The sequence below is a fragment of the Mucilaginibacter sp. P2_A4 genome, assembly GCF_056405015.1.
The window spans coordinates 88,317-113,372 of record NZ_JBFUCX010000020.1; the positions used below are offsets into that span (position 1 = coordinate 88,317).

The window sequence follows — 25,056 nt, forward strand, 5'->3', positions numbered from 1 at the left end:
AAATTACAAGTCACATGCAGCAAGCGTTACAACCGGTTTTACTTCTTTAAGATCCATTTCTGTTACGGAACCAGCTTTATCCTTTGGTTTCATGCCGAATAAAAAGCGGGTTAAAGCATACGGGCGTACCAATAAATGATAAATAAGCACTGTTATAAAAAAGGTGATCCCAACGGTATAAATATACTTAGATAGGATGCTTTCATTAGGTACCTGCACAATATAATAAACTATTAAAACTATTACGGTTTGGTGCAGAATATAAAAAGGATAAACGGCCTGGTTTAAATAGTTTAATGTTTTATGCGTACGGTTAAGGTATTGCTTGCCATAGCCAACCAGTGCCAAAACCCATCCCCATGCAATTATTGGCCTTAAAGCGGTAAAAGCATAGCTAAAGAGTACATTTTGAAAGGGCCAGCGGGCCTCACCGGGTTCAATTCCATTCCACCTTAAACACTCCCACAGCATTAGGCTCAAAAAGCCGATGGTTAAAGCGAAGCGCCGGTTCGGTTGCAGGCTATCCATCAGTTTGGGCTGCACAATGCATATAAAACCCGCCAAAACAAAAAACAACCAGTAAACAAAATAGCAGCCATCATGTACCAGATCATTGGTTTCGGGCAATTGCCAGCTCAATAAGGTAAACCAGGTAACACCAGGCAGCATTAACAGGTAAACCCATTTCCCGTTGGCTAATACAGCAAGCTTTTGTTTAAAACCATCACTTTTAGCTGATACCATCCAGGAAAATAGAGGGGCGAACATTAAATCGTAAATAAGCAGATAGGCGATAAACCACAGGTGATGCCAGCTAAAACTGCCTTTAGGATAAGGTATAAAATTAAATACAGTTGGATAAAAACCCCAAAAGCTTCCTTTGTATCCATGCGCCAACCGCTCCATATATATCTGTGGCGGCACAATGATAAACATGCCCACCAAAAGCGGTATGAACAACCTGCGGAAGCGTAAACCGATAAAGTTTAAAGTAGATCGCCGCTGCATCATGTAGTAACTCACGGTACCAGAAATAAAAAAGAGCAGCGGCATGCGAAAAAGGTGCAAAAAATGATTTGATTCCATCATTAAGTTACTGGTCTCTGCATTTTTAATATGCCATCCATCTTCGGCAACATAAGGCATGGCCGAGTGAAAAAATAATACCCCCAGTATGGATAAAATCCTTAACCAATCCAGGTAAGTTTGACGTTGTATGGTTTCCATAAAGTTTTCTTTTTTTATCAAAAGAAACAACTCCAGCAGCCGCTATAAAATTAGTTTGACCAATGGTATTAATGCTTTGACCAATGGTAAAAATTCCACTGAGGCAACCAATCGCAAAGCCGGCGTCCATCCGCTTTCTCTATCAAAATAACGGCAGAGCGAGGTTAGTATTCAGTCTTTCAAAAACGGATTGAAATTCCTTGTGCCAATTTCCATTCCGGCTGCCCGGCAAACTGTTTTATCGCCAAACTTAAAGTTGATATTATCCATAGCCTGGTAAAGCCTGATGCGCTCTTCATTATCCTCAAACAGGTTGATCTGGTATTTCCCGGTACATAAATCACTTAATTTAACCCCTATCAGCCTGATGGGCCGGTGTTGGTTCCAGGCTTTTTTAAGTAGATTTTTTACGCCGGGCAGTAATATATGCTCGGCCGCGGTAAAGGCTATTTTTTGTTGTTGCGTGTGTGTTTCAAAATTGGCATAACGGAGCTTGATGGCCACACACGAAGCGAGCTTATCCTCCCGGCGCAATTTGGAAGATAATTCTTCTGTCATAGATACCAGGATGGTTTCTAACGTACGCAGGTCATTCACATTTACATCAAATGTATGCTCAATAGATATGGATTTACGATCGCTATGCGGAATGATCTCACTGTGATCAATACCATGGGCCTTTTCCCACAGATAAGTGCCCGCTTTACCAAAAACCGTTTCCAGGAAACGAATATTGGTACGTTGCAGATCGCCAATTTTTTCAATGCCGTACTGATACAATTTTTGGCTGGTGCTTTCACCCAGGCCGGGGATTTTGCCTATTGGCAGCGGGGCCAGAAATTGTATTTCTTCCCCGTGTTTAATATAAAGCTGGCCGTTAGGTTTAGAGGCGTTAGTAGCCATTTTAGCCACCGTTTTGCCAGATGCCATACCAAATGAGATAGGTAAACCTGTTTCCCTGATCACCCTTTGGCGCAGATTACACGCTATCTGGTAACAATCATAAAAACGATCCATCCCGGTGAGGTCAATATAAAACTCATCAACGGATGACTTTTGGTAAAGCGGCACGGAGTCACGGATGATCTCTGTTACCTCACGTGATGCCTCTGAATAGCGCCCATGCGTACCATGAACTATAATAGCATGCGGACAAAGCTTCATAGCCTGTTTCATAGGCATGGCAGAGTGAATACCAAATTTACGCGCCTCATAACTGCATGAAGCCACTACTCCCCTTTCTGCCGAGCCGCCAATAAGCACAGGCTTGCCAATGAGCGCCGGATTAAATTTGCGCTCCACAGATACAAAAAATGAATCGAGATCAATATGTACAATATGCCGCTTTTGATCCATGAAACAAAAATGCTAATAAATTTTGCATTTTACTAATTTAATTAGCATTTTTGAAAACACAAAAACACATGATTATGCGGATGTATGAGGACTATCTGATGCTGCTATCACCGCCCGAAACGGTGAAACAGGAAATTGCCCGCTACAAAAAAGCATCGGCAAAACTTATAGGTGATTTCAAGAGCATGGATTCGCCGGCACATATCTCCATTATGCAACTGGAACGTCAGAAGCCGTTTATGGAAGACAGAAGTATACAGATGATGGAAAGCAGCTTAGCGGCACTCCCTCCTGTGCTGCTGCATGTAGATGGGTTTAACTATTTCCCTCACCTGCATAACAAAATGACCATTTACGCCCATATTCGTTCTACACCATCGGTTGAGCAGTGGTTCAGGCATTTAAAGGCCGTTCTGAAGATTAAAAAAACACTTTTGCCCCATATTACTATTGCCAGGAATATCCCGGAGGATGACTTTAATATCCTTTGGCCAAACTTTAGGCAAAGGCACATGGTAGAACCATTTTGGATCAACGAATTAAAAGTTAAAAAACGCGAAACTTTTGGCTATTCGCCCAAATGGGAAGATTTTAAAACATTCCGATTTAAAAACCCCATTGGGTTTGAGCATCAAATGGATTCACTTATTAAAAAACATATTCAACCGGGAAATCAAAATCAAATCAATCTTTTTTAAACCTAAACCTTATTACTACCATTTAAACCTTATCCCTACCATTATTTATTTTATTACTTAACCCTAAAATCACAAAATGAAAAAAGTTCACTTAACACTGATGTTATTAGCCGGCCTTACAACATCAGTACTGGCCCAAAAATTAGAGAAACCTGAAATTGACAAGATCAAAGGCGATACAACCTGGAGAACTTCAGATGAACGTATCTATACCCAGCTTGGCCTTGTTACGGGGCGCTTGCTTTACGTGTACACACAAAAAATAGGCAAAAGCTATGTGCTTGCATTCAGACTAGATAATGTGAATGGCCCGCGTGTATTTTCGATAGGTCCGGCCGACATAACCAACATTAAATTTACCGATAACAGCGTTCTTGACCTTTCGCCAACTGTTGGCGGCGATCCACATGTAAGTTATAATACGGAGGCCAACCGGGTTATTACCTTGATATATTACGATCTGGCAAAAGAAGATATAGAAACATTAAAAACAAAGTCGATATCAATTATCCGGATTGCGACCGAAGGCGCCGGAAACTTCGATTATGAGATAAAACCTAAAAATTCAAATTTGGTGAAAAAGGATCTTGAATTAATATTGACAAAGTAATGCAATCAGCCACAATGATGGGTTTGAAATCATAGGTGTTTGGAAGATATAAAAAGGCGGAGGCGATGTGCGATTCCTTACTCGGGGAAGGAGGAGGTAGGGGTTAAATCAGGCGTTCAAGCACCGTTGCATGAGGTTTGTGCCCCCCCCTCCCTATCATTGCGCACTTTTTAACCCCACCCTGCCATTTGGAGAGAATTAAAGGACTGTTAACAAACCTTACGAACACCGATGATTTGAAATCCATCGTTATGAAAAAGATTGCCCTCGTATTTTAGAACGTTTTCACTTATATGCAATAACAAATGCGACTGAAATAAGCCGCATTTGTTATTATCCTTTGCCTTGTTGACATCGGATTGTCTCCAACTAAATCATCCTAATCATACAAAGGCTCCTAAATAATCCCAGAAATGGAGTTTAAAGAAATGATAAAACGTGATACGCTTTCATCAAATGGTATTTTATTGGCGCAATTGAAAAACTATCAGCTTCACTATCAGTAGCTAAGCTTTTTTTAACAATTTATTAACCAAAAACGTATCATTTTTCTATATTTGCGCCGGGGTAAGTCTTTTACGGCCAGCTCCTCTTGAACTCCCCCAGGGTGGGAACACAGCAAGGGTAGAGAGTTGAGCGGCGCGATAAAAGTAGCTTACCCTTTTTTTATTTTTCTATTTTTGCCAATTGGCAACAGGCTTAAAACCTTTCCACAGGTTTTGCATTCTATCAAAGTCTTAATATAAATTAAATGCTCGATATACTCATCATAGGTGGTGGCCCTATAGGCTTAGCTTGCGGACTTGCAGCACAAAAAGAAGGTTTAAGTTTTGTTATTATTGAAAAAGGCTGCCTGGTCAACTCACTGTACAATTACCCTTCAACCATGACATTCTTCTCCACATCAGAAAAACTGGAGATTGGCGGAGTGCCATTTGTAACTGTACATAATAAACCAACCCGTAATGATGCACTTGAATATTATCGCAGGGTGGCCTTATCAAACCACTTACCCCTTAATTTATTTGAAGAAGTTACCAATGTAAAAGCCGAAGACAACGATTATACCATCACCACCAGCAAAGCAACTTACCATGCTAAAAAAGTGATTGTATCAACCGGCTTTTATGATATCCCTGTTAAACTCAATATTCCAGGCGAAGACCTGCCCAAAGTGAAACATTATTACTACGATCCGCATTATTACACATCGCAAAAAGTAGTTGTTGTGGGTTCAAGCAATTCCGCCATTGATGTGGCTTTGGAAACCTACCGTAAGGGTGCCGAAGTAACACTTGTAGTGCGTGGCCCGGAGATCAGCAGCAGGGTTAAATACTGGGTAAGGCCAGATATCATTAACCGGATAAAGGAAGGTAGCATCAAAGCATACTTTCACTCCAACCTGGAAGCGGTACGGGAGCACGAGGTGGATATAAATACACCGGATGGCCTGATCACCATTCCTAATGATTTTGTGATGGCCATGACAGGATATAAGCCCAATTTCGATTTCCTAAAAAAGTTGGGCATCATTTTATCCGAAGACAAGTGCATCCCACAATATAATCACCAAACTATGGAAACCAATTTACCGGGCCTATACCTTGCCGGTGTAGTCTGTGGTGGAATGGATACACATTTATGGTTTATTGAAAACTCGCGCATTCACGCGGATATGATCCTGAATGATATTGTACAGAAAGTGAATAGTTGATTAAGTGAAGCTTATTTCAGTTGTTTGCAGTTGCATTTGCAGCATTAAAGAGTCTTCTTAAAATGCCGTAATTAATCTTCAAACTTTCAAATTCTCAAATCTTCAAATTAACTTACATCAACTAAATCATTTTTTTCTTGTATAAGTAAAAATTTATGCGATAATTTGCACCCAAATTAAAAACACAGTAATACAATCGAAAAAATGAATCAACCAAGCTTAAATAAGCCCGCAATAAGAGCAACATTTGCTCCGGTTGCCGCTGCTTTGGGTTCAACTGTTTTTTTATGCTGCCCTCCCCGACGAAGGCCCTATATGCCACGGGTTTGAATTAATTTCTCGCACTAAGCCCTCACAAAAGAGTTATTAAACTTCTTTTAAGAAAAGCCATCTAATTATTAAGGCCTTTAAAAGCCAATTAATTTAACGGTAATCATCTATTTAAATGACCATACAAGATTTTGATATTCAGGTTGCTACAGCACAGCATGTAGATTTTGCCCCAATGATATGTGATGAAATGGCCGAATCGGCCAAAGCGCGCGGAACGGGTATTGCACAACGTTCACCAGAATATGTTGCCAATAAAATGCTGGAAGGCAAAGCAGTTATTGCCTTACATAAAGACGGTACCTGGGCCGGTTTCTGTTATATAGAAACCTGGAGCCATGGCGACTTTGTGGCCAATTCCGGTCTTATTGTAAACCCGCAGTTTCGTAAAGTAGGCTTGGCGAAAGCCATTAAACATGCCATTTTCCAGCTTTCACGCAAAAAATATCCAAACGCTAAAATATTTGGATTGACGACGGGATTAGCCGTAATGCGTATCAACTCAGAAATTGGGTATGAACCTGTTACCTATTCTGAACTTACTCAGGATGAAAATTTTTGGGCCGGCTGCAAAAGCTGCGTTAACTACGATATCCTGATGAGCAAAGATCGCAAGAACTGCATGTGCACCGCCATGCTGTTTGATCCCGCCGAAAAACAAAAACAGGACGAAGAGAAAATGAAAAGAATTACGCACAAAGCCACCTTGCTTGAGCGAATTGAAAATGCCATTAAAAAGCGGATGGGGCAAGATTAGGTTAAAGGGCGATAAGCCAGGTTGATAAATAAACTGATAAAAAGCACATACAAATTGAAAACATAAAAAGCTTTAAGCCTTTCGCTTTTAGCTTTAAGCCCACAAAAAATGAAAAAGAAAGTAGTATTAGCATACAGCGGCGGATTAGACACCTCATTTTGCTGTATATATTTAACACAGGACCTTGGTTACGAAGTACACTCTGTAATTGTTAACACGGGCGGCTTTAGCGACGAAGAGTTAAAAGGAGTTGAAGAACGAGCTTACCAAATGGGCGTTACATCACATCACGTAGTGGATGAAACAACTAATTTTTACAATACTTGTGTTCGCTTTTTGATTTATGGCAATGTTTTAAAGAACAACACTTACCCACTTTCTGTAAGTGCCGAGCGTGTGAGCCAAGCAACCGCAATTGCCAACTACGCAAAAGAAATTGGTGCTGAGTTTGTAGCACACGGCAGCACAGGCGCCGGTAACGACCAGGTGCGTTTTGATATGATCTTTAATATCCTGGTTCCGGAAGTAAAGATCATCACCCCTATCCGCGACTTGAAATTAAGCCGCGAAGCAGAGATCCAATACCTGAAAGATCATGGTGTAGAAATGAACTTCGAAAAAGCAAAATACTCTATCAATAAGGGAATTTGGGGTACATCAGTTGGTGGTAAAGAAACGCTTACATCAAACTTAGGTTTACCGGAAGAAGCATGGCCTACACAGGTTACTGAATCGGAAGTTAAAAACCTGGAATTGGTATTTGAAAAAGGCGAGCTGGTTGGCATTGATAATGAAAAATATGATCATCCAACCAAGGCAATCCAGGCATTACAGGCAATTGCGCAGCCTTACGGTATTGGTCGTGATATTCACGTTGGCGATACCATTATAGGTATTAAAGGCAGGGTTGGTTTTGAGGCAGCCGCGCCAATGGTTATTATCAAAGCCCACCATACTTTAGAAAAACATGTGCTTACCAAATGGCAGCTTTCATGGAAAGACCAGCTATCTGCATTTTATGGCAACTGGCTGCATGAAGGTCAGTTTCATGACCCAATTATGCGCAACATAGAAGCATTCCTGAGCGATACTCAGCTAAATGTAACTGGCAAAGTGTTTGTACAATTGCACCCTTATCGCTTCCAGGTAATCGGCATTGAGTCTGCTCATGACCTTATGTCGAATAAATTTGGCAGCTATGGCGAAATGAACAATTCATGGTCTGGTGAAGATGTAAAAGGTTTCTCTAAAATATTTGGCAACCAGGTGATGATCTATCACAAGGTTAATCAAGATGCGAAATGATCAACACCATCTTTTCAAAAGGCGAATGTTTAAAGCATTATAAATGGGGCGACGACTGCTACGGGTGGACATTTATTGATACCGAAGAGCTATCTGTAAAACAGGAATTGATGCCGCCTGATACTGCCGAGCAATTGCATTACCATGAAAGGGCTAAGCAGGTATTTTTCATTTTAAAGGGACGGGCGACTCTCCATATCAATGGAGAAACAACGGTTTTAAAACCAGAGCAAGGCATCGAAATATTACCGGGTCAAAAACACTTCATCAGTAATAACGACAGAAGTGACCTGGAATTTATTCTATATTCTTATCCATCAACAAATAATGACAGGATCAACATTAAATAAAGTACGGGCAGGTATCATTGGCGGGGCAGGTTATACTGGTGGCGAAATGCTGCGCATTCTTATCAACCATCCCAATGTAGATATTGCTTTTATTCATAGTAACAGCAATGCAGGCAATTACGTTTACGAAGTACATACCGACCTTTTTGGTGATACCGACTTAAAATTCGCGGCTGAGTTTTTTACCGATGTTGATGTGCTTTTTCTTTGCGTTGGTCATGGTGATGCTAAAAAGTTTTTAGAAGCGAATGACATCCCTGATGCCGTTAAGATCATTGACTTGAGCCAGGACTTTAGGTTAAGTCAAAATTCAAAATTCAAAACTAAAAACTTTGTATATGGCTTGCCCGAATTAAATCGGGAGGCGATTAAAACAGCTGATAACATTGCCAATCCGGGTTGTTTTGCTACCTGCTTACAATTAGGATTGCTTCCTTTAGCATCTAAAGGATTGCTGAATAACGAAGTTCATATCACAGCAACAACGGGCTCAACTGGTGCCGGCCAAAGTTTGGCCGCTACCTCGCATTTTACATGGAGAAACGATAACCTTTCTGTTTACAAGGCCTTTAGTCACCAGCATTTAAATGAGATTGGGCAGTCATTAAAACAATTACAACCTGATTTTGGTAAAGCGATTAATTTTATTCCTTATCGGGGCGATTTTACCCGAGGGATCATCGCTTCCATGTATACCGAAAGTGATTTGAGCGAAGAAGAAGCTTTAGCACTTTACCAGGGTTATTACGATGGACATCCGTTTACGTATGTAACCAACCGCAATATTGATTTAAAGCAAATTATAAATACCAATAAATGCTTTATTCAAGTTAAAAAACACGATAATAAAATATTTATTATCAGCATAATGGACAACTTACTTAAAGGCGCTTCGGGCCAGGCAGTACAGAACATGAATTTATTGTTCGGTTTGGACGAGCGCACAGGACTACGACTTAAGGCGACCGCTTTTTAGCTAAAAGCCGAAGGCTGAAAGCAAAAAGCTGTTGCCCTGAAAAATAACTATGAGGGATTACAAAAAGTATGAAGTATGGAAAAAAGCACATGAACTTAATATGTTCATTTACCTAACAGTACTTCCAAAATTCCCTAAAAGTGAACAATATGATTTAATGAGTCAAACAAAACGAGCTTCGTATTCAATTCCCTTAAATATAGTTGAAGGGTGCGGAAGAAATACAGAGCGTGATTTTGCTCATTTTTTAGATCAGTCGTTAGGTTCGGCACATGAACTTGAATATTGCTGTTTAATGTGCAAAGATCTCTCGTACATCACTGAAGATTTGTTTCAGCAAACAAATAAGTCAATAAACGAAGTTAAGGCAATGCTGATAGGCCTGATTAAAATACTTAGAAAATAAAGCTTTATGCCTTTAGCCTTTAGCTTTCAGCTTAAATGATATGAAACTATTTGACGTATATCCAATCAATCCAATAAATATAGTAAGAGGGCTGGGCAGCCTTGTTTATGATGCCCAGGATAATGAATATCTTGATATGTATGGCGGTCATGCCGTTATATCTATCGGCCATACCCATCCTCATTATGTAAAACGACTGGAAGATCAATTACATCAATTAGGGTTTTATTCAAACTCCATTGAGATCCCTATTCAAAAAGAGCTGGCGCAAAAATTGGGTAAGGTATCCGGTAAAGAAGATTACCAGTTATTTTTATGTAACTCCGGTGCAGAAGCTAATGAGAATGCTTTAAAACTGGCGTCTTTTTACAACGGCAAAAAGAAAGTTATCGCGTTTACAAAAGCCTTCCATGGCCGTACATCGTTAGCTGTGGCCGTTACAGACAATCCCAAGATTGTTGCGCCTATCAACCAAACCGACAACGTAATCTTTTTACCATGGGCCGATGAAGCCGCTTTGGCGCAGGCTTTTGCCGATAACGAAATTTCGTCTGTAATTATCGAAGGCATCCAGGGCGTTGGTGGTATCCAGGTAGCCCCTGAAAGCTTCCTGCAAAAGATCCGTTCGCTTTGTGACGAACATAATGCTGTTTTTATTGCCGACTCTGTACAATGTGGTTACGGGCGTACCGGTAAATTCTTTTCACAGGATTTTGCAGGTATTGATGCCGATATTTACAGTATGGCAAAGGGAATGGGTAATGGCTTCCCGGTTGGGGGTATCATTATTTCGCCAAAAATACAGCCTGCTTATGGCATGTTGGGCACCACTTTTGGTGGCAACCATTTGGCTTGTGCAGCTGGTTTAGCGGTGCTTGAGGTAATGGAGCAGGATAACCTGATGCAAAACGCTGCAACCGTTGGCGAATACCTGATAAAAGAGCTTAAAAAGCTGGAGCAAGTTACGGAAGTTAGGGGTCGTGGTTTGATGATAGGTATCGAATTGCCGGAAGAATTGGCGCATGCACGTAAAGAACTTTTATTTAAACATCATATTTTTACGGGTGAGGCCAAGCCAAATGTAGTAAGATTACTACCTGCACTTAACCTGACTAAAGCACATGCCGATAGGTTCCTGGAAGCATTTGTAAACGTTTTAAATCAATAAGCCCTTTCTAAATCATCCCCTTTTGGCGGCGACTTTTAAATAAATATTAATTTGCTAAATCATTATTAAATAAGGCTCATGAAATTATTTTCTTCTGTAAATGATGTTACTGATATCAACGCACTTGTAAAAGAGGCGTTGGCTCTTAAACAGAATCCTTATGCTCATCAGCAATTGGGTAAAAATAAAACACTGGCTTTAGTGTTTTTAAATCCAAGTTTGCGTACACGTATGAGTACTCAAAAAGCAGCGCTTAATTTGGGTATGAATGTGATGGTGCTTAATATAGATAAGGAAGGCTGGGCATTAGAGCTACGCGACGGCGTGATCATGGACGGATCAACAGTAGAGCATATCCGTGAAGCAGCCGGTGTTATGGGGCAGTATGCAGACATTATAGGCGTGCGTTCATTCCCCGGCCTGCGCAACCGCGAGGAAGATTACAGCGAAATGATTTTTAATAAGTTTGTGGAGTTTTGCAAAGTGCCCGTGGTGAGCCTGGAATCGGCCACCCGCCACCCCTTGCAAAGCTTGGCAGATTTAGTCACCATAACAGAATTAAAAACTACTGAGCGCCCTAAGGTTGTATTAACCTGGGCGCCTCATATAAAACCGTTGCCACAGGCGGTTCCTAACTCATTTGCTGAATGGATGTGTAAGGCCGATGTTGATTTTACTATAGTTCAACCTAAAGGATATGAGCTTTGTGCCGATTTTACACAAGGTGCCAAAATAACCTATGAACAAGACGAAGCTTTAGCCGGCGCTGATTTTATCTATGTAAAAAACTGGTCTGCATATGAGCCTTACGGTAATATACTGGGTAAAAATGAAGAGTGGATGCTAACTACCGAAAAGCTGAAGGCAACCAATGATGCCAAAGTAATGCATTGCCTGCCTGTACGCCGCAACCTGGAGTTATCAGATGAAATATTAGATGGCCCAAATTCAATTGTTGTACATGAAGCCGGAAACCGCGTTTGGGCTGCACAAGCTGTGTTAAAGCAGATGTTGGAAAGTTTATAATATCCTGTGCTGATTTTATGAGTAAAGTTTATGATATCTTACTTGACAATATTAAAATCGGCACAACTGTATTTGAAAATGCGGATCCAACTATGGGAGTCGTTTTTGGTAGGATTAACTTTTTAAATATTGGATATGACTTTAATTTTTTTAGAGCGTATTGCTTATTAAATGGCGTTGATTTTCAGGAATACATTGAAGATAAACTGATAACAACCAGTACAATTCCCGGTTTACGTGTATATAACCGAAGCGGGGATGAGGTTAAAGGAGATGCCTGTTCAATATCAGGGATGGACGGCGATTTTTTTGATGTAACTGTCTTAGCGATACCATACCCGTTTTACGAAGAAGAGTTTCCTCAACATGCCAAAGCAAAAGAGTAAATTTAAGGATTGGCATTTTGTACATCCCAAAATCAACTTCATAAAATGTATATTCCGTCTTTCAATAAATTTCCCAACCGGCAGGAAGCCATCAGCTTTATGCAACGGTATAGTTTTGCAACCATAGTTACAGCAGATGATGATGTGCCGGTAGCCTCACACCTCCCCTTTTTGGTTGAGCTTCGCGGCGATAAAATAGTTTTGCTCTCGCATTTTGCAAAAGCAAATCCCCAGGCTGGTCAAATTATAGGTAAATCTATTTTGGTAATATTTACCGAGCCTCACGCCTATATATCACCCGCAAATTACGAGAAAGAAACCAATGTACCTACCTGGAATTATTTAGCTGTACATGCCTATGGCAAAGCGACACTGATACCAGAGGGCGAAGACACAGCTACCCTGCTTACTAAAATGATAAGCAACTACGAGCCCGGCTATCTTCAACAATGGAATAGTTTGCCTGAAGAGTACAAACAAAAAATGATGAAAGGTATAGTAGCTTTTGAAATTGTTGTTGATGACCTGCAGGGCAAACAAAAGCTAAGTCAAAATCGCTCGGCGATAGAGAGAGATAATATCATTAATTCTTTAGATAAAAGTCCAGACACTAATGAAAGCGAGATCGCTAAATATATGTCAAAATTAAAATAGGCTTAACCTATAAATTTGGCGGACCTGTTAATCATGGCATTAAGCGTTAAACCCTGCACAATTACTGAAAATATCACAATAAAATAACTGCCGGATAATATCAAATGGCGGTAAGGCGTATCGGGCAATGTCAAAGCCAATGCAATGGAGATCCCCCCTCTTAGTCCGGCCCAGGTCATTACATTGATATTGCTATAGTTTACCTTTAAGGAGTGGCGCAAAAAGGTAAGCGGCAGCATAATGCTTAGCCAGCGTGCCAGCAATATAAATACAATAGATATACTTCCCGTAACCCAATAATTATTTACAAATGGTAAGTTGATAAGCTGTAGGCCTATCATTACAAACAGGATGGTATTCAGCATTTCATCCACCAATTGCCAGAATTTCTCCAGCGACTCGTGTGATTTTTCTTTATTATCCTGGTTTATGGAGTGGCTGCCGGCAAACAGGCCCGCGGTTACTATCGCTAAAGGTATCGAGAAACTAAAAATAGTTGCCAATACCGATAGGCCCATAACCAGTGCCAGTGAGATTAATACGATGGTTTGAAAATCTTTAACCGATTTCATTAATCGCTGGGCAACGTAACCCAGGAATGCACCGGCCAATATCCCCCCCAAAACTTCTTTAACGATGAGCAACAAAACTTGTGATGCCTCGATATTGCTCTCTCCAACTTTTGTTATCTCCAAAATAATTACAAACAGGATCAATCCTATACCATCATTAAACAGGGATTCGCCCGAGATAATGGTTTCGAGGTGAGCCGGAAGTTTGGAGTTTTTTATGATTGCCGATACCGCCACCGGATCTGTTGGTGAAACCAATGCCCCAAATAACAAGCAATACATAAGGGGCATATGAATATGAAAAAAAGGCGCCAGGAAATACAGAAGAAATCCGAAAACAGCAGTTGATATGATTACACCTAACGTACTTAATACAAATACAGGGCGCATCTCTTTTTTTAGCTTTTTACCATCAAGGTTAAAAGCGCTTGAAAAAAGCAGGAAACCCAACATAACATTAAGTACTACTTTGGAGAAATCGATATTCTTGGCAAGCGTAGTTAAATATTTGGCAGTATGAGGATCTAACTTATCAACAACCAATATAACTATCGAAACAATGGTTGCTATCAAAACGGTTCCAATAGTACCTGGAAGTTTAACAAAGCGCGCATTTATATACGAGAAAAAGGCACTTACAATAACCAACAAAGTAATTACAACAAACAGATCCATAGGCGTTTACTTATTCAGTAAGAAAACAAAAGCCATAATGTTTTAAAAAATAATGCCTTTTTACTTCGACTCGGGATCTGTCATGCGGGTTTCTAAATTAAAATACCGCACTATCAACCTGTTATCGCTGTTCTTGGTGAAATAATTAATAGCCCAACTAAAAAATACCGTTCCTTTATTGGTAAAACCGGCTAAGGACATTAAATGCACAAATCCCCAAAGCAGCCATGCAAAAAATCCCTGGAAATGAAGCCTCCCCAAATCGGCCACGGCCTTGTTACGGCCTATGGTAGCCAGCGAGCCTTTGTCTTTATACTTAAACGGAACTGTGGGTTCATTTTTTAATATACGAACCAGGTTTTTGGAAAGCCATTCGCCTTGTTGCATAGCCGTTGGTGCTACACCCGGATGCCCGTTTGGCGTTTCGGGAGTGATCATGGCAGAAACGTCACCTATGGCAAAAATATTGGCGTAACCATTTACCTTGTTTATTTCATCTACCTGTATCCGGTTTCCCCTCACAATACTTTGTTCTGGCAAACCTGCAGGCACCTCACCCTTTACCCCGGCAGCCCATAAAACGTTACGGGTAAGTATGGTGGTACCATCGTCTATTTTAAGCAGCGCACCATCATAACTCTCCACGTGTACGTTGTTAAAAATAGTTACATCCATATCCTTCAGGAACTTTTTGGCTTTGGCAGATGCCGCGGGCGAGAAAGCAGCAAGTAACTCCGCCTTACCTTCTACAAGGTAAACCTTCATGCTATGTTTTCTTAAACCATGGTAATCCTTCATCAGTATCAGCTGCCGCATTTCTGCCAGTGCACCAGAAAGCTCAACGCCTGTAGGGCCTCCTCCTACTACTACAAAGGTCATTAGCGCGGCCTTCTCTTCCGGATCTTTGGTAATTAATGACATTTCCAGATTTTGAAGAATCAGGCTGCGTAAGTTTAGCGCCTCGGGTATATTCTTCATGGGCATGGCAAAATGTTCAATTTCCTTATTGCCGAAAAAGTTGGTATTTGATCCGGTAGCTAAAACCAGGTAATCATAATATACAGTGCCCACATCGGTTGTAAGGGTATTGCTCTCAGGATGAATTTCCTGAACCTCAGTTAGCGCAAAACGAAAATTATCCTGTTTGGTAAAGATCCTGCGAATAGGGAAGCCGATAGAATCGGCAGCAATTGAACCTGCAGCCACCTGGTAAAGCAAAGGTTGAAAAGTATGGTAATTATGTTTATCCAGCAATAAAACATCTACTGGTGCATTTTTCAAATTTTTAGCTAATTCAAGTCCGCCAAATCCACCGCCAACAATTACTACACGGGGCTTGGCACTTTTCTTTTTATCCATAAGTAAATTTTACAACAAGTTTAATGCCTTAATTTCAAGTTTACTAATTATTTCATAATCAAATTGTAAACTTATAATACTGTAAGTAAATAATCATTTTTTAGTCATTTCAGTAAAAAATACACGATAATTTCCTATTTTTAACAGATTTCTATTTAAAATGGTAGTAAATTGACAAAGCTGGTGTTAAATTAATGTGAAGAATGAACAAAAGTGTGACAGATCCTATAAAATCGACTAAAATAACAACTAAAGAAAGCCTGTACGTTATAAAAATAGGTGGAAACGTTATAGATAACTCAGAAAACCTATATCATTTTTTAAAGGATTTTGAAAAGTTAGATGGATTTAAAATATTGGTACACGGCGGCGGTAAAGTTGCTACCCAAGTCGCTGAGGATTTGGGCATTGAGGCCCGATTGGTTGATGGCCGGAGAATAACTGATATTGAAACGTTAAGAGTGGTAACCATGGTTTATGGCGGCCTGATTAATAAGAATATAGTAGCGCAGTTACAACGCTTTGGTAATAACGCCATAGGTTTAACCGGGGCCGATGGTAATTTTATACGTGCCAAAAAACGCCCGGTAAAAACTATAGATTATGGTTTTGTAGGAGATATCGATGAAAACTCCATCAATCCGGATAATATAAGCCGTTTGATGGAAGCAGGCTTTACCCCTGTTTTTTGCGCTATAACACATGATGGCGAAGGCCAGCTATTAAATACCAATGCCGATACAATAGCATCAGCGTTGGCGGTTAACCTATCATCATTATATGAAACAACCTTAATTTATTGTTTCGAAAAAAGAGGGGTTTTACAGGATATTGATGATGATGATTCGCTGATCAGGGAAATTAACCCCGGGCATTATGAAGAATTAAAAACACAACGGATTATACATAGTGGAATGTTGCCAAAACTGGATAATGCTTTTACCGCTATCGCATGCGGTGTACAGGCAGTTATCATTGGCAAAAGCGACGAATTAGGGAATTTAAAGAATAACAAACCATTTGGAACACGTTTAAGTAAAAACGCATGAATGCATCACAGCAAATAGCCATTTTAGGCTCTGGAAATATAGGGCTGTCATTAGCCAAAGGGTTGGTAAAAGCTGGCATCTGTAAGCCCCAGCAAATTACGCTTACACGCAGAAATGTGGCAGCATTGGCAGAATATGCACAAGAAGGCTATGCTACAACTGATAACAACTTAAAAGCGGTTAAAAAATCAGATATCATCGTATTGGCCGTGCTCCCCCAACAACTTAACAAATTATTGGATGAAATAAGGCCATCTATAAAGCCCGAAAAACAGTTGTTGATATCTGTTATTTCGGGTGTGAGCTGTAATGATATCCGCCAGCAGCTTGATCTTAACGTACAGGTAATTCGCGCTATGCCAAATACGGCTATAGCCATTGGGCATTCCATGACTTGTATTGCTACTGACAACGGTACCAATAAAAACATCAACCTGGTTAAATCACTTTTTGATACTGTTGGTGTAAGCATCCAGATCAATGAGGAACTGATGACATCAGCCACCGCGCTTTGCGCCTGCGGCATCGCTTTTTTCCTGCGCTCCATTCGCGCCGCATCACAGGGAGGTACCGAAATTGGTTTCCACGCGGGTGATGCCTTAAAAATGGCTGCTCAAACAGCCAAGGGTGCCGCCGACCTGCTGCTACAATTGTCATCACACCCCGAGCAGGAAATTGATAAAGTTACTTCGCCAAGCGGATGTACCATTGCAGGTTTAAATGAGATGGAACATAACGGTTTTAGCTCGGCAATGATAAAGGGCATTAAATTATCCGCCGAAAAAGCCGGTGATCTTTACAAGAAAGATGTTCATTGATATTGATAATCAGGCTATCAATTTGATAACCCTCTTAAAATACTAACCAATTATAAAAACCTAATATTCAATTTCTTAAAAGTGCCTATACCAATGCTATCGCATTGGTATAGTTTTTAGCACATACACTTATACAGTGTTTATTTTTTAGCATGTTAACAGTAGAAAAAATCGGCGGCACATCAATGACCGCATTGGGCGATGTTATTAAAAACATCGTTCTGTTTGAACGCAGCGGACAGCAATTGTATAACCGCATATTTGTAGTATCTGCATTTTCGGGAGTGACCAACCTCCTGTTGGAGAATAAGAAAACCGGTGCTCCGGGGGTTTATCACCGCCTGGCAACCTATAAGGATTTTCATAAGCCCTTAAATGCGCTTATTGTTAAGCTAAAACAGATCAATAAAAATTATGAAAGCCTGGGCCTAAACATTGCCGAAGCTGATGCGTTTATTGAGCAACGCCTTAAAGATGCACAAACCTATCTTGAAAATATAGCTAATATCCTGGCATCTGGTTATGTAAACAAGGATGATATTTTACTGGCGGCACGGGAGATATTAGCATCAATAGGCGAAAGCCATTCGGCTTTTAACTTTGCCAATATCTTGCAAAATATGGGCATCAATGCCACGTTTGTTGATTTAAGCGGTTTTCATGACCACCGGTCTTTTACCATAGATCAACGGATCAAAAAAGACTTACAAAACATCAATTTTGAGGATACAATCTCTATTGTAACCGGTTACGCCAAGGGCACAGAAGGCATCATGCGCGAGTTTGACCGCGGCTACTCTGAGGTTACCTTTAGCAAAATCGCTGTAGCTGTAAAACCGCAGGAAGCTATCATCCACAAAGAATATCATTTATGCACTGCTGATCCTAACCTGGTTGGCGTTGAAAACTGTTTTCCGGTGGGTAACACTAACTATGATGTAGCCGATCAATTAGCCGACGTAGGCATGGAAGCTATCCATCCAAAGGCGTCAAAACCACTGGAGATTAATGATATAGACCTCCGTATCAAAAATACTTTTCAGCCAGAGCACCCCGGCACACTAATAACCCGCGAATACATTTGCGATAAAAAGCGTGTTGAGGTAATTACAGGTACCGAAAGAGTGATGATGATAGATATTTACGACCCATCAATGGTGGGCAATGTAGGTACCGATTTTCATATCATGCAGCTGTTTTATAAATATGGCGTTAGCTACACCTTTAAGGCCACCAGTGCCAATAGTATTTCCATTGTGATATGGGATAAGGACTATAACAAAAAACTTATACAGGAACTGGAAGATGATTACGAAAAGGTAACCGTTGAGAAGATGGCCATGGTTTGCCTAATAGGCTCCAACATGGATCAGCCCGGCTTACTGGCCAAATCAGCAACAGCCTTAGCCAAGCATGGCATCAATATAAAAAGCTGTGGCTTTGCCCTGCGTAAAGTAAATATCCAATTCCTGGTAGCCCGTGAAGATTTTGCAGAAGCCATTAAAGCACTAAATAAGGCAATGATATAGAAGGCTAAAGGTAAAAGGTGAAAGGCAAAAGGTTATTTTACACCCTCTAATTCCTTTCACCTTTCTCCTTCCACCTTTCACCTTTCTCCTTTCACCTTTCACCTTTCTCCTTTCACCTTTCTCCTTTCTCCTTTCTCCTTTCACCTTTCTCCTTTCTCCTTTCACCTTTCTCCTTTCTCCTTTCACCTTTCTCCTTTCTCCTTTCACCTTTCACCTTTCTCCTTGTTTGTAACTTTCCCGTGGCTAATTTTAATAAACCGGCTATTTTGAGCATATTTAATGCTTAACAAGGTTGATATGGGTAGAATTTTACTAATTATTTGTTTATCAGCAATCTGCTTTAATGCATCTGCCCAAAAAGCCTCTAAAAAACCATTAGATCATTCTGTTTTCGACGGATGGCAAAGTATTAGCGATCAGCGCATCAGCAATGATGGTAAATGGATTTTATATGTGATAAAACCACAGGAGGGCGATGCCGAACTGGTGATCACCAGCTCAAAAAATACCGGCAATGTTCATATCCCAAGGGCTGATACTGCACGTTTTACCAGCGATGGCAAATTTGCAGTATTCCGCGTGAGGCCGTTTTATAAAGATACCCGCCAGGCAAAGATCAAGAAGAAAAAACAGGCAGAATTCCCCAAAGATACCCTGGGTTTTATCTCATTGGCAACCAAAACCGTTACAAAAATTCCCGCTGTGAGGAGTTTTAAAATTGCCGAAAATGCGGATGTTATCGCCTACCTCGCTGCAGGTGATACATTAAAAAAGCCTGCATCAAATGACACCTCAAAAAAAGCGATAAGTACAACCATTGCGCCGCCTACCCGCGAGGGGACTGACCTCACCGTAAAACAATTAACAGGCAACACAACCCGTACCTTTAAATATGTTACCGATTACCAGGTAAGCAAAAACGGCAAACTGGTAGCATTTGCTGTTACTGCTCCGATAAAACAAAAGGAAATTATCTCAGGATTATATCTATTTGACATTGATAAAAACACGGTTAAAGCCATCAGCACAGGCAGAGGCAATTATCATAGTATCACTATTGATGACGCCAGCCGGCAGGTAGCTTTTACGGCAGAAAAAAATCCAGAAAAATCCCTGGTGAAGCCATTCAAACTATATTACTATAACTTAACCAGGGACAGCGCTACGGTGATTGCTGCTGAAAACCTGGAAACTATGCCCCCCAAATGGGCGGTGAGCGGAGACGGAAAGGTTTATTTTAGTAAAAGCGGTGCTAATTTATTCTTCGGCACTGCCCCTATCCCTAAACCTGTGGATACCACCATTATTGATTTTGAAGTGGCCAAACTTGATATCTGGAATTACAAGGATGATTACCTGCAGCCGCAACAGCTCAAAAACCTCCAAACCGAACTGAAGAGAAGTTACCCGGCAGTTATCCGCCCAGAAGATCCGGAATCTAAACAAGTGCAATTAGGCAGTAAGGCCATACCGGAAGTTTTTGTAGCCGAAAATAAAAATGCCCGGTATGTTTTAGGAGTAACCGATACCGGCGCACGTGTACAATCGCAATGGGAAGGCGATACCAAACAACAGGCCATTTTAATCGATACAAAAAGCGGCAACAAGAGATTGATCAGCTCTGGCATAAAGGCCCGGTACCGAATCTCCCCGGATGGCCGGTATGTGATTTGGTTCAATTTTAATGATCAACAATGGTACACTTATACCATCAGTACCGGTACCAAAATCAACCTTACTAAGTCAATCGGCACCAAACTGGGCGATGAATTGAATGATGTTCCAAATTACGCCTCTGATTATGGTTTGGCCGGGTGGACAAAGGATGATAAAGCGGTACTGATATATGACAGGTATGATATCTGGAGTATTGACCCTGCGACTGGTGTTGCAACCAATTTCACTAATGGCATCGGTCGTAAAAACAAATTGATCATCAGGTATAACATGACCGACCCTGAGCAAAAATTCATTCCCTCAAAACAGGTAATGTGGCTATTGGCCCAGGATGAGGAAACCAAACAATGGGGATATTTTGTAAAAACTCCCGAAAGCAAAAGTGCCCCCGAAAAGGTGAACATGGGTAAATTAAGCTACAACGATTTAACTCGTGCTAAAAATGCGGCCATTTACATTTACACTAAAAGCAATTATGAGCTGCCTCCCGATCTTTACGTATCAACAGATTTAAAAAAAGAGATAAAGCTAAGCGACATCAATCCTCAACAGGCCCAATACAACTGGGGTACGGCAGAGCTGGTAACGTGGGCTACTCCAAAGGGCTATAAATCAAAAGGCATTTTATATAAACCAGAGGATTTCGACCCGAATAAAAAGTACCCGATGATCGTTTACTTTTATGAAAAACTATCTGAGGGCCTTTATAATTATATAGCTCCCGCCCCAACCCCTTCGCGTTTACCTATTTCTTTTTTTGTGAGTAACGGGTATTTAGTTTTCGCACCGGATATCAGCTATGAAAACGGCCATCCCGGCGCGTCAGCGGTTGAGTTTATTAACTCGGGTGTTGAATCATTAAAAAGAAACGCGTGGGTTGATGGCGCTCATATTGGCCTCCAGGGACAAAGCTGGGGAGCTTACCAGGTGGCATACCTTATTACCCAAACCAATATGTACGCTGCAGCATGGGCAGGTGCACCAGTGGTAAACATGACATCAGCATATGGGGGCATCAGGTGGGAATCGGGCGTTAACCGGCAGTTCCAGTACGAAAAAACACAAAGCCGCATAGGTGCTACGCTTTGGGAAAAACCAGACCTGTATATTGAAAACTCACCGCTATTTCAACTACCTAAGGTGCAAACCCCGGTCATGATAATGAGCAATGATGCCGATGGCGCCGTTCCGTGGTACCAGGGAATAGAAATGTTTACTGCCTTGCGCCGCCTAAATAAGCCTGTTTGGCTATTGCAATACAATGGCGAGGCACATAACCTGGTGCAACGCCAAAACCGTAAGGATATCACTATTCGCGAACAGCAGTTTTTTGATCATTACTTAAAAGGTGCACCTATGCCGGTTTGGATGGCTAAAGGTGTGCCCGCTGTGGATAAAGGGAAAGATTGGGGTTTTGAGTTAGTGAAATAGTATGGCAGACGGGTGTTGAAGGCTTTGCTGCTTAAAAACTCTTTAAATACTGGCAATCATGAAGCCGACGCTTTTAGAAAGCCATATAATGCAAAAAACAGGCTGATTTAGCCTGTTTTTTGCATTATATATTGTGGTGAATTATATCTCTCTGTTCAAATCCCATTTCTCCAGGTAATCGGCAACTCTGCGTACAAATGATCCGCCCAATGCACCATCAACTACACGGTGATCGTAGGATAACGACAGGAACATCATATGCCTTATAGCGATAACATCACCCTCGGGAGTTTCAATTACGGCCGGCTTTTTCTTGATGGCGCCAACCGCCAGGATAGCTACCTGTGGCTGATTGATAATTGGCGTACCCATTACATTACCAAACGAACCAACATTTGTAATAGTAAAGGTTCCATCTCTTACGTCATCCGGTAATAGTTTCCCGATCCGGGCCCTGTTTGCAAGGTCATTAACCGCTTTGGTTATTCCAAGCAGGTTTAATTGGTCGGCCTTCTTTATTACAGGCACAATAAGGTTACCACTTGGCAAGGCCGTTGCCATGCTGATATTGATATTAGCTTTTTTTATGATCTGCGTACCACTTACCGTAATATTGATCATCGGGAAATCCTTGATCGCTTTAACAACAGCTTCAATAAATATCGGGGTAAATGTTATTTTTTCGCCCTCCCGTTTTTCAAAGCTGTTCTTTACTTTTTCGCGCCACAACACCAGGCTGGTTACATCAGCCTCAACAAAAGAGGTAACATGCGGCGAGGTTTGCTTACTCATTACCATATGATCGGCAATAAGGCGGCGCATCCTGTCCATTTCAATTATTTCATCACCACCCGAAACCGAAGTTGCCGGCAATGACTGGGCTATACCAGCGTTTTCTGTTACAGGTTCGGCAGCTTTTTGCGGCGTTGCAACTGGTGCTGGTTCATTTACAGGCAAAGTTTCCCTTTTGGGTTCAACAGAGCCATTGGCACTGATGCCTTGAATTAATTCTGCAGGCCGTTCCGTATTTTTAGCAGTTGCAAATACATCTGGCTGTATCACAGTTTGCGCAGCAGGTGATTGCTTATGTTGAATATAACTTAACAGATCATCTTTAGTTAACCGGCCTTCCGAACCAGTTCCGGGTATACGATCAAGTTCATGAACGCTGATACCTTCCTGGCTGGCAATATTGCGTACCAGTGGCGAATAAAATCTGCCTTCGCTTTTGAACGTTTGCTCCTGGGTCGAAGCGCTTAATTGCTCCAACTGAGCAATACCAGGTATATCAATAGGTGTATTGGATTCTTGTTCTGGCGCTACAGCCTCTTGAACTTCAGCAACCGGAGTTACGGGAGCTTGTTCCGTTACTGTAACAGATGGTGCTAAAGGGGCTTCATGAACCGGCGGCGCAGGGGCTATTTCGGGCTCAAGGGGAGTTTCTTTTTCTTCAGTTTCTATAATTGCAATTACCGCACCTACCTGCACTACATCATCAACCTGGTAAAATTGTTGAACCAATTTACCAGATACCGGGGAGGGCACATCTGAATCAACTTTATCAGTTGCAATTTCCATTACTGCTTCGTCGGCATCAACATGATCTCCTGGGCTTTTATTCCATTTAATTACGGTTGCTTCCGCAACGCTTTCACCCATTTTTGGCAATAACAGTTGGTATTTGGCCATTTTACAGTTTATACTTTTGCTCAAAATTATGAATTTTGAGCCTTAATCTGCAACTTCTGTTAGTAAAGTATTCAACATTGATAAAGCCATTACAGCACTCCGTTCAATGTTTTGTTGCCTTTTATTGCCGAATGTGTATTTCTTTATCAACATTTTACCCCTGCCCGAAACCGCAATCCACACTGTACCAACGGGTTTGTCAATAGTGCCGCCATCTGGACCAGCCACTCCTGTTACGGATATGGCAAAATCCGACTTGAAATTTAATAGCGCGCCGTCTACCATTTCTTTCGCGGTTTGTTCACTTACAGCCCCAAATTTTTCAATGGTTTGGTGTTTTACCCCCAGTATATGTTCTTTTAACGGGTTGGAGTAAGTAACTCCTCCGCCCAAAAACACTTTTGACGAGCCTGGATGCTGTGTAAATAAATGCGAAATATATCCGCCGGTGCAACTTTCGGCGATGGATAAGGTGAGGCCTTTTTCGGTCATCTTATCAAGGATAGCTTTTTCTAAAGCGATATCTTTATCAACCACAAAAACAGCACCTATCCGTTCAATAATCTTACCGGCAAAAACATCAACTTGTTTTTGAAGTAATTCCTCGTCTTCGCCAAAAGCGCTTAAACGTAACCTTACCTGGCCCAATTTAGGCAGATAAGCCAATTTAATAAAATGCGGGAGTTCGTTTTCGATATCGGCAATCCGTTCGGCTAAAAATGATTCCCCCTCGCCCACTGTTAAAAGTGTTGTATGAATGATGGATGGCAGCTTAAAATTAGCCATTATTTTAGGTAACACCTCACCTTCCATCATGTACATCATCTCGAAGGGTACGCCGGGCATTGAAATATAAATAACACCTTCATGGTTAAACCACATACCCGGTGCTGTGCCGTTCTTGTTTAATATGATCTCGCAATTAGCAGGAACCTGAGCCTGTAGCCTGTTAACATCAAGTAAAGGTCGGTTGTATTTAGCAAATATGCGCTCCACATTTTCAAGCGCCTCCTTGTTTTCAACAAAACCAACACCAAAATATTCGGCCAGTGTTTTCTTGGTGATATCATCCTTTGTTGGCCCTAAACCACCGGTAATAAATATAATTTTTGCACGTGTGGCAGCTTCGGCCAGGGCTTTCAGTATATGATCTTTATCGTCAGATACCGATGAAATTTGTTTAACCCTGATACCTATTTTATTCAACTCCCTGGCCATCCAGGCCGAGTTGGTATCAACAATTTGCCCAATAAGTATTTCGTCGCCTATGGTTATAATCTCTGCCAGCATATTT

23 protein-coding genes and 1 other RNA gene are annotated in these 25,056 nt (G+C 41.1%); 17 read left to right on the plus strand and 7 right to left on the minus strand.

The genetic code is table 11. The features are described from left to right. Window positions 1-3 precede the first annotated feature (3 nt). Both AC1DYB_RS27380 and dinB read right to left on the minus strand, forming a co-directional pair. The gene (locus AC1DYB_RS27380; protein WP_477439717.1) at window positions 4-1,227 is read right to left on the minus strand and encodes an acyltransferase family protein; all 1,224 of its coding nucleotides are present in this window, start codon (window positions 1,225-1,227) and stop codon (window positions 4-6) included. Between the two features lie 171 nt (window positions 1,228-1,398). Further along, window positions 1,399-2,583: a DNA polymerase IV gene (dinB, locus tag AC1DYB_RS27385; protein WP_477439719.1), complete on the minus strand. Its 1,185-nt coding sequence runs from the start codon at window positions 2,581-2,583 to the stop codon at window positions 1,399-1,401. A gap of 50 nt (window positions 2,584-2,633) precedes the next feature. Between dinB and AC1DYB_RS27390 the strand changes: the two genes are divergently transcribed. From AC1DYB_RS27390 to AC1DYB_RS27450, 13 genes are all read left to right on the plus strand, one after another. Next, window positions 2,634-3,281, plus strand: a complete 648-nt coding sequence (locus AC1DYB_RS27390; protein WP_477439721.1) for a 2'-5' RNA ligase family protein — start codon at window positions 2,634-2,636, stop codon at window positions 3,279-3,281. Window positions 3,282-3,357: 76 nt separating this feature from the next. Continuing rightward, window positions 3,358-3,891 (plus strand): hypothetical protein, encoded by a 534-nt coding sequence (locus AC1DYB_RS27395; protein WP_295715309.1) that lies wholly within the window; start codon window positions 3,358-3,360, stop codon window positions 3,889-3,891. A gap of 565 nt (window positions 3,892-4,456) precedes the next feature. Further along, window positions 4,457-4,555: signal recognition particle sRNA small type (ffs, locus tag AC1DYB_RS27400), an RNA gene on the plus strand. 87 nt (window positions 4,556-4,642) lie between these two features. Next, window positions 4,643-5,605: a YpdA family putative bacillithiol disulfide reductase gene (locus tag AC1DYB_RS27405; RefSeq protein ID WP_477439723.1), complete on the plus strand. Its 963-nt coding sequence runs from the start codon at window positions 4,643-4,645 to the stop codon at window positions 5,603-5,605. A gap of 445 nt (window positions 5,606-6,050) precedes the next feature. Beyond that, the gene (locus tag AC1DYB_RS27410; RefSeq protein WP_295715313.1) at window positions 6,051-6,692 is read left to right on the plus strand and encodes a GNAT family N-acetyltransferase; all 642 of its coding nucleotides are present in this window, start codon (window positions 6,051-6,053) and stop codon (window positions 6,690-6,692) included. Window positions 6,693-6,800: 108 nt separating this feature from the next. Next, complete coding sequence (gene argG, locus AC1DYB_RS27415) at window positions 6,801-7,997, plus strand: argininosuccinate synthase (RefSeq protein WP_477392927.1); 1,197 nt, start codon at window positions 6,801-6,803, stop codon at window positions 7,995-7,997. Then, a complete protein-coding gene (locus AC1DYB_RS27420) occupies window positions 7,994-8,347 on the plus strand; it encodes a cupin domain-containing protein (protein WP_477392925.1) in 354 nt (117 codons plus the stop codon). The genes argG and AC1DYB_RS27420 overlap by 4 nt, the downstream gene beginning before the upstream one ends. Further along, the gene (gene argC / locus AC1DYB_RS27425; RefSeq protein WP_477439725.1) at window positions 8,325-9,323 is read left to right on the plus strand and encodes an N-acetyl-gamma-glutamyl-phosphate reductase; all 999 of its coding nucleotides are present in this window, start codon (window positions 8,325-8,327) and stop codon (window positions 9,321-9,323) included. The genes AC1DYB_RS27420 and argC overlap by 23 nt, the downstream gene beginning before the upstream one ends. A gap of 49 nt (window positions 9,324-9,372) precedes the next feature. Then, the gene (locus AC1DYB_RS27430; RefSeq protein WP_295715321.1) at window positions 9,373-9,729 is read left to right on the plus strand and encodes a four helix bundle protein; all 357 of its coding nucleotides are present in this window, start codon (window positions 9,373-9,375) and stop codon (window positions 9,727-9,729) included. Between the two features lie 40 nt (window positions 9,730-9,769). After that, the gene (locus tag AC1DYB_RS27435) at window positions 9,770-10,897 is read left to right on the plus strand and encodes an aspartate aminotransferase family protein (protein ID WP_477439727.1); all 1,128 of its coding nucleotides are present in this window, start codon (window positions 9,770-9,772) and stop codon (window positions 10,895-10,897) included. Between the two features lie 78 nt (window positions 10,898-10,975). Next, window positions 10,976-11,923 carry an N-acetylornithine carbamoyltransferase gene (locus tag AC1DYB_RS27440; RefSeq protein WP_477439730.1) on the plus strand — a complete coding sequence of 316 codons (948 nt, stop codon included), beginning with the start codon at window positions 10,976-10,978 and terminating at the stop codon, window positions 11,921-11,923. A gap of 17 nt (window positions 11,924-11,940) precedes the next feature. Beyond that, window positions 11,941-12,309 (plus strand): hypothetical protein, encoded by a 369-nt coding sequence (locus AC1DYB_RS27445; protein ID WP_477439732.1) that lies wholly within the window; start codon window positions 11,941-11,943, stop codon window positions 12,307-12,309. Window positions 12,310-12,354: 45 nt separating this feature from the next. After that, the gene (locus AC1DYB_RS27450; RefSeq protein ID WP_477439734.1) at window positions 12,355-12,963 is read left to right on the plus strand and encodes an FMN-binding negative transcriptional regulator; all 609 of its coding nucleotides are present in this window, start codon (window positions 12,355-12,357) and stop codon (window positions 12,961-12,963) included. 2 nt (window positions 12,964-12,965) lie between these two features. Here AC1DYB_RS27450 and AC1DYB_RS27455 read toward each other — a convergent pair whose 3' ends face one another. Together AC1DYB_RS27455 and AC1DYB_RS27460 are read right to left on the minus strand one after the other, a co-directional pair. Further along, window positions 12,966-14,210 carry a cation:proton antiporter gene (locus AC1DYB_RS27455; protein ID WP_295715329.1) on the minus strand — a complete coding sequence of 415 codons (1,245 nt, stop codon included), beginning with the start codon at window positions 14,208-14,210 and terminating at the stop codon, window positions 12,966-12,968. A 60-nt stretch (window positions 14,211-14,270) separates the two neighbouring features. Beyond that, window positions 14,271-15,569 (minus strand): NAD(P)/FAD-dependent oxidoreductase, encoded by a 1,299-nt coding sequence (locus AC1DYB_RS27460; RefSeq protein WP_295715331.1) that lies wholly within the window; start codon window positions 15,567-15,569, stop codon window positions 14,271-14,273. A gap of 203 nt (window positions 15,570-15,772) precedes the next feature. Between AC1DYB_RS27460 and argB the strand changes: the two genes are divergently transcribed. The 3 genes from argB (at window position 15,773) to AC1DYB_RS27475 (ending at window position 18,965) form a co-directional block, all read left to right on the plus strand. Next, window positions 15,773-16,618, plus strand: a complete 846-nt coding sequence (gene argB, locus AC1DYB_RS27465; protein WP_477439736.1) for an acetylglutamate kinase — start codon at window positions 15,773-15,775, stop codon at window positions 16,616-16,618. Further along, entirely contained in the window at window positions 16,615-17,436 is an 822-nt protein-coding gene (gene proC, locus AC1DYB_RS27470; RefSeq protein ID WP_295715335.1) for a pyrroline-5-carboxylate reductase, read from the plus strand. The genes argB and proC overlap by 4 nt, the downstream gene beginning before the upstream one ends. A 152-nt stretch (window positions 17,437-17,588) precedes the next feature. Then, window positions 17,589-18,965, plus strand: coding sequence for an aspartate kinase (locus AC1DYB_RS27475; protein ID WP_477439738.1), 1,377 nt, complete (start codon window positions 17,589-17,591; stop codon window positions 18,963-18,965). Between the two features lie 112 nt (window positions 18,966-19,077). Here AC1DYB_RS27475 and AC1DYB_RS27480 read toward each other — a convergent pair whose 3' ends face one another. Then, window positions 19,078-19,239, minus strand: coding sequence for a hypothetical protein (locus tag AC1DYB_RS27480; protein ID WP_477439740.1), 162 nt, complete (start codon window positions 19,237-19,239; stop codon window positions 19,078-19,080). 23 nt (window positions 19,240-19,262) lie between these two features. Between AC1DYB_RS27480 and AC1DYB_RS27485 the strand changes: the two genes are divergently transcribed. Beyond that, window positions 19,263-22,073 (plus strand): S9 family peptidase, encoded by a 2,811-nt coding sequence (locus AC1DYB_RS27485; protein WP_477439742.1) that lies wholly within the window; start codon window positions 19,263-19,265, stop codon window positions 22,071-22,073. 141 nt (window positions 22,074-22,214) lie between these two features. Here the strand turns inward: AC1DYB_RS27485 and AC1DYB_RS27490 are convergent, their stop codons facing one another. Together AC1DYB_RS27490 and AC1DYB_RS27495 are read right to left on the minus strand one after the other, a co-directional pair. Beyond that, on the minus strand, window positions 22,215-23,762 hold the full coding sequence (locus AC1DYB_RS27490; protein WP_477439744.1) for a dihydrolipoamide acetyltransferase family protein: 1,548 nt from the start codon (window positions 23,760-23,762) through the stop codon (window positions 22,215-22,217). 42 nt (window positions 23,763-23,804) lie between these two features. Further along, the gene (locus AC1DYB_RS27495) at window positions 23,805-25,052 is read right to left on the minus strand and encodes a competence/damage-inducible protein A (protein WP_477439746.1); all 1,248 of its coding nucleotides are present in this window, start codon (window positions 25,050-25,052) and stop codon (window positions 23,805-23,807) included. Window positions 25,053-25,056: the final 4 nt, after the last annotated feature.

Bases quoted from the DNA above. Each gene is read 5' to 3' on its own strand.
- AC1DYB_RS27380 (WP_477439717.1), bottom strand. From the start codon at position 1,227: ATGGAAACCATACAACGTCAAACTTACCTGGATTGGTTAAGGATTTTA.
- dinB (WP_477439719.1), bottom strand. From the start codon at position 2,583: ATGGATCAAAAGCGGCATATTGTACATATTGATCTCGATTCATTTTTT.
- AC1DYB_RS27395 (WP_295715309.1), top strand. From the start codon at position 3,358: ATGAAAAAAGTTCACTTAACACTGATGTTATTAGCCGGCCTTACAACA.
- AC1DYB_RS27405 (WP_477439723.1), top strand. From the start codon at position 4,643: ATGCTCGATATACTCATCATAGGTGGTGGCCCTATAGGCTTAGCTTGC.
- AC1DYB_RS27410 (WP_295715313.1), top strand. From the start codon at position 6,051: ATGACCATACAAGATTTTGATATTCAGGTTGCTACAGCACAGCATGTA.
- argG (WP_477392927.1), top strand. From the start codon at position 6,801: ATGAAAAAGAAAGTAGTATTAGCATACAGCGGCGGATTAGACACCTCA.
- AC1DYB_RS27420 (WP_477392925.1), top strand. From the start codon at position 7,994: ATGATCAACACCATCTTTTCAAAAGGCGAATGTTTAAAGCATTATAAA.
- argC (WP_477439725.1), top strand. From the start codon at position 8,325: ATGACAGGATCAACATTAAATAAAGTACGGGCAGGTATCATTGGCGGG.
- AC1DYB_RS27430 (WP_295715321.1), top strand. From the start codon at position 9,373: ATGAGGGATTACAAAAAGTATGAAGTATGGAAAAAAGCACATGAACTT.
- AC1DYB_RS27435 (WP_477439727.1), top strand. From the start codon at position 9,770: ATGAAACTATTTGACGTATATCCAATCAATCCAATAAATATAGTAAGA.
- AC1DYB_RS27440 (WP_477439730.1), top strand. From the start codon at position 10,976: ATGAAATTATTTTCTTCTGTAAATGATGTTACTGATATCAACGCACTT.
- AC1DYB_RS27445 (WP_477439732.1), top strand. From the start codon at position 11,941: ATGAGTAAAGTTTATGATATCTTACTTGACAATATTAAAATCGGCACA.
- AC1DYB_RS27450 (WP_477439734.1), top strand. From the start codon at position 12,355: ATGTATATTCCGTCTTTCAATAAATTTCCCAACCGGCAGGAAGCCATC.
- AC1DYB_RS27455 (WP_295715329.1), bottom strand. From the start codon at position 14,210: ATGGATCTGTTTGTTGTAATTACTTTGTTGGTTATTGTAAGTGCCTTT.
- AC1DYB_RS27460 (WP_295715331.1), bottom strand. From the start codon at position 15,569: ATGGATAAAAAGAAAAGTGCCAAGCCCCGTGTAGTAATTGTTGGCGGT.
- argB (WP_477439736.1), top strand. From the start codon at position 15,773: ATGAACAAAAGTGTGACAGATCCTATAAAATCGACTAAAATAACAACT.
- proC (WP_295715335.1), top strand. From the start codon at position 16,615: ATGAATGCATCACAGCAAATAGCCATTTTAGGCTCTGGAAATATAGGG.
- AC1DYB_RS27475 (WP_477439738.1), top strand. From the start codon at position 17,589: ATGTTAACAGTAGAAAAAATCGGCGGCACATCAATGACCGCATTGGGC.
- AC1DYB_RS27480 (WP_477439740.1), bottom strand. From the start codon at position 19,239: ATGCTCAAAATAGCCGGTTTATTAAAATTAGCCACGGGAAAGTTACAA.
- AC1DYB_RS27485 (WP_477439742.1), top strand. From the start codon at position 19,263: ATGGGTAGAATTTTACTAATTATTTGTTTATCAGCAATCTGCTTTAAT.
- AC1DYB_RS27490 (WP_477439744.1), bottom strand. From the start codon at position 23,762: ATGGCCAAATACCAACTGTTATTGCCAAAAATGGGTGAAAGCGTTGCG.
- AC1DYB_RS27495 (WP_477439746.1), bottom strand. From the start codon at position 25,052: ATGCTGGCAGAGATTATAACCATAGGCGACGAAATACTTATTGGGCAA.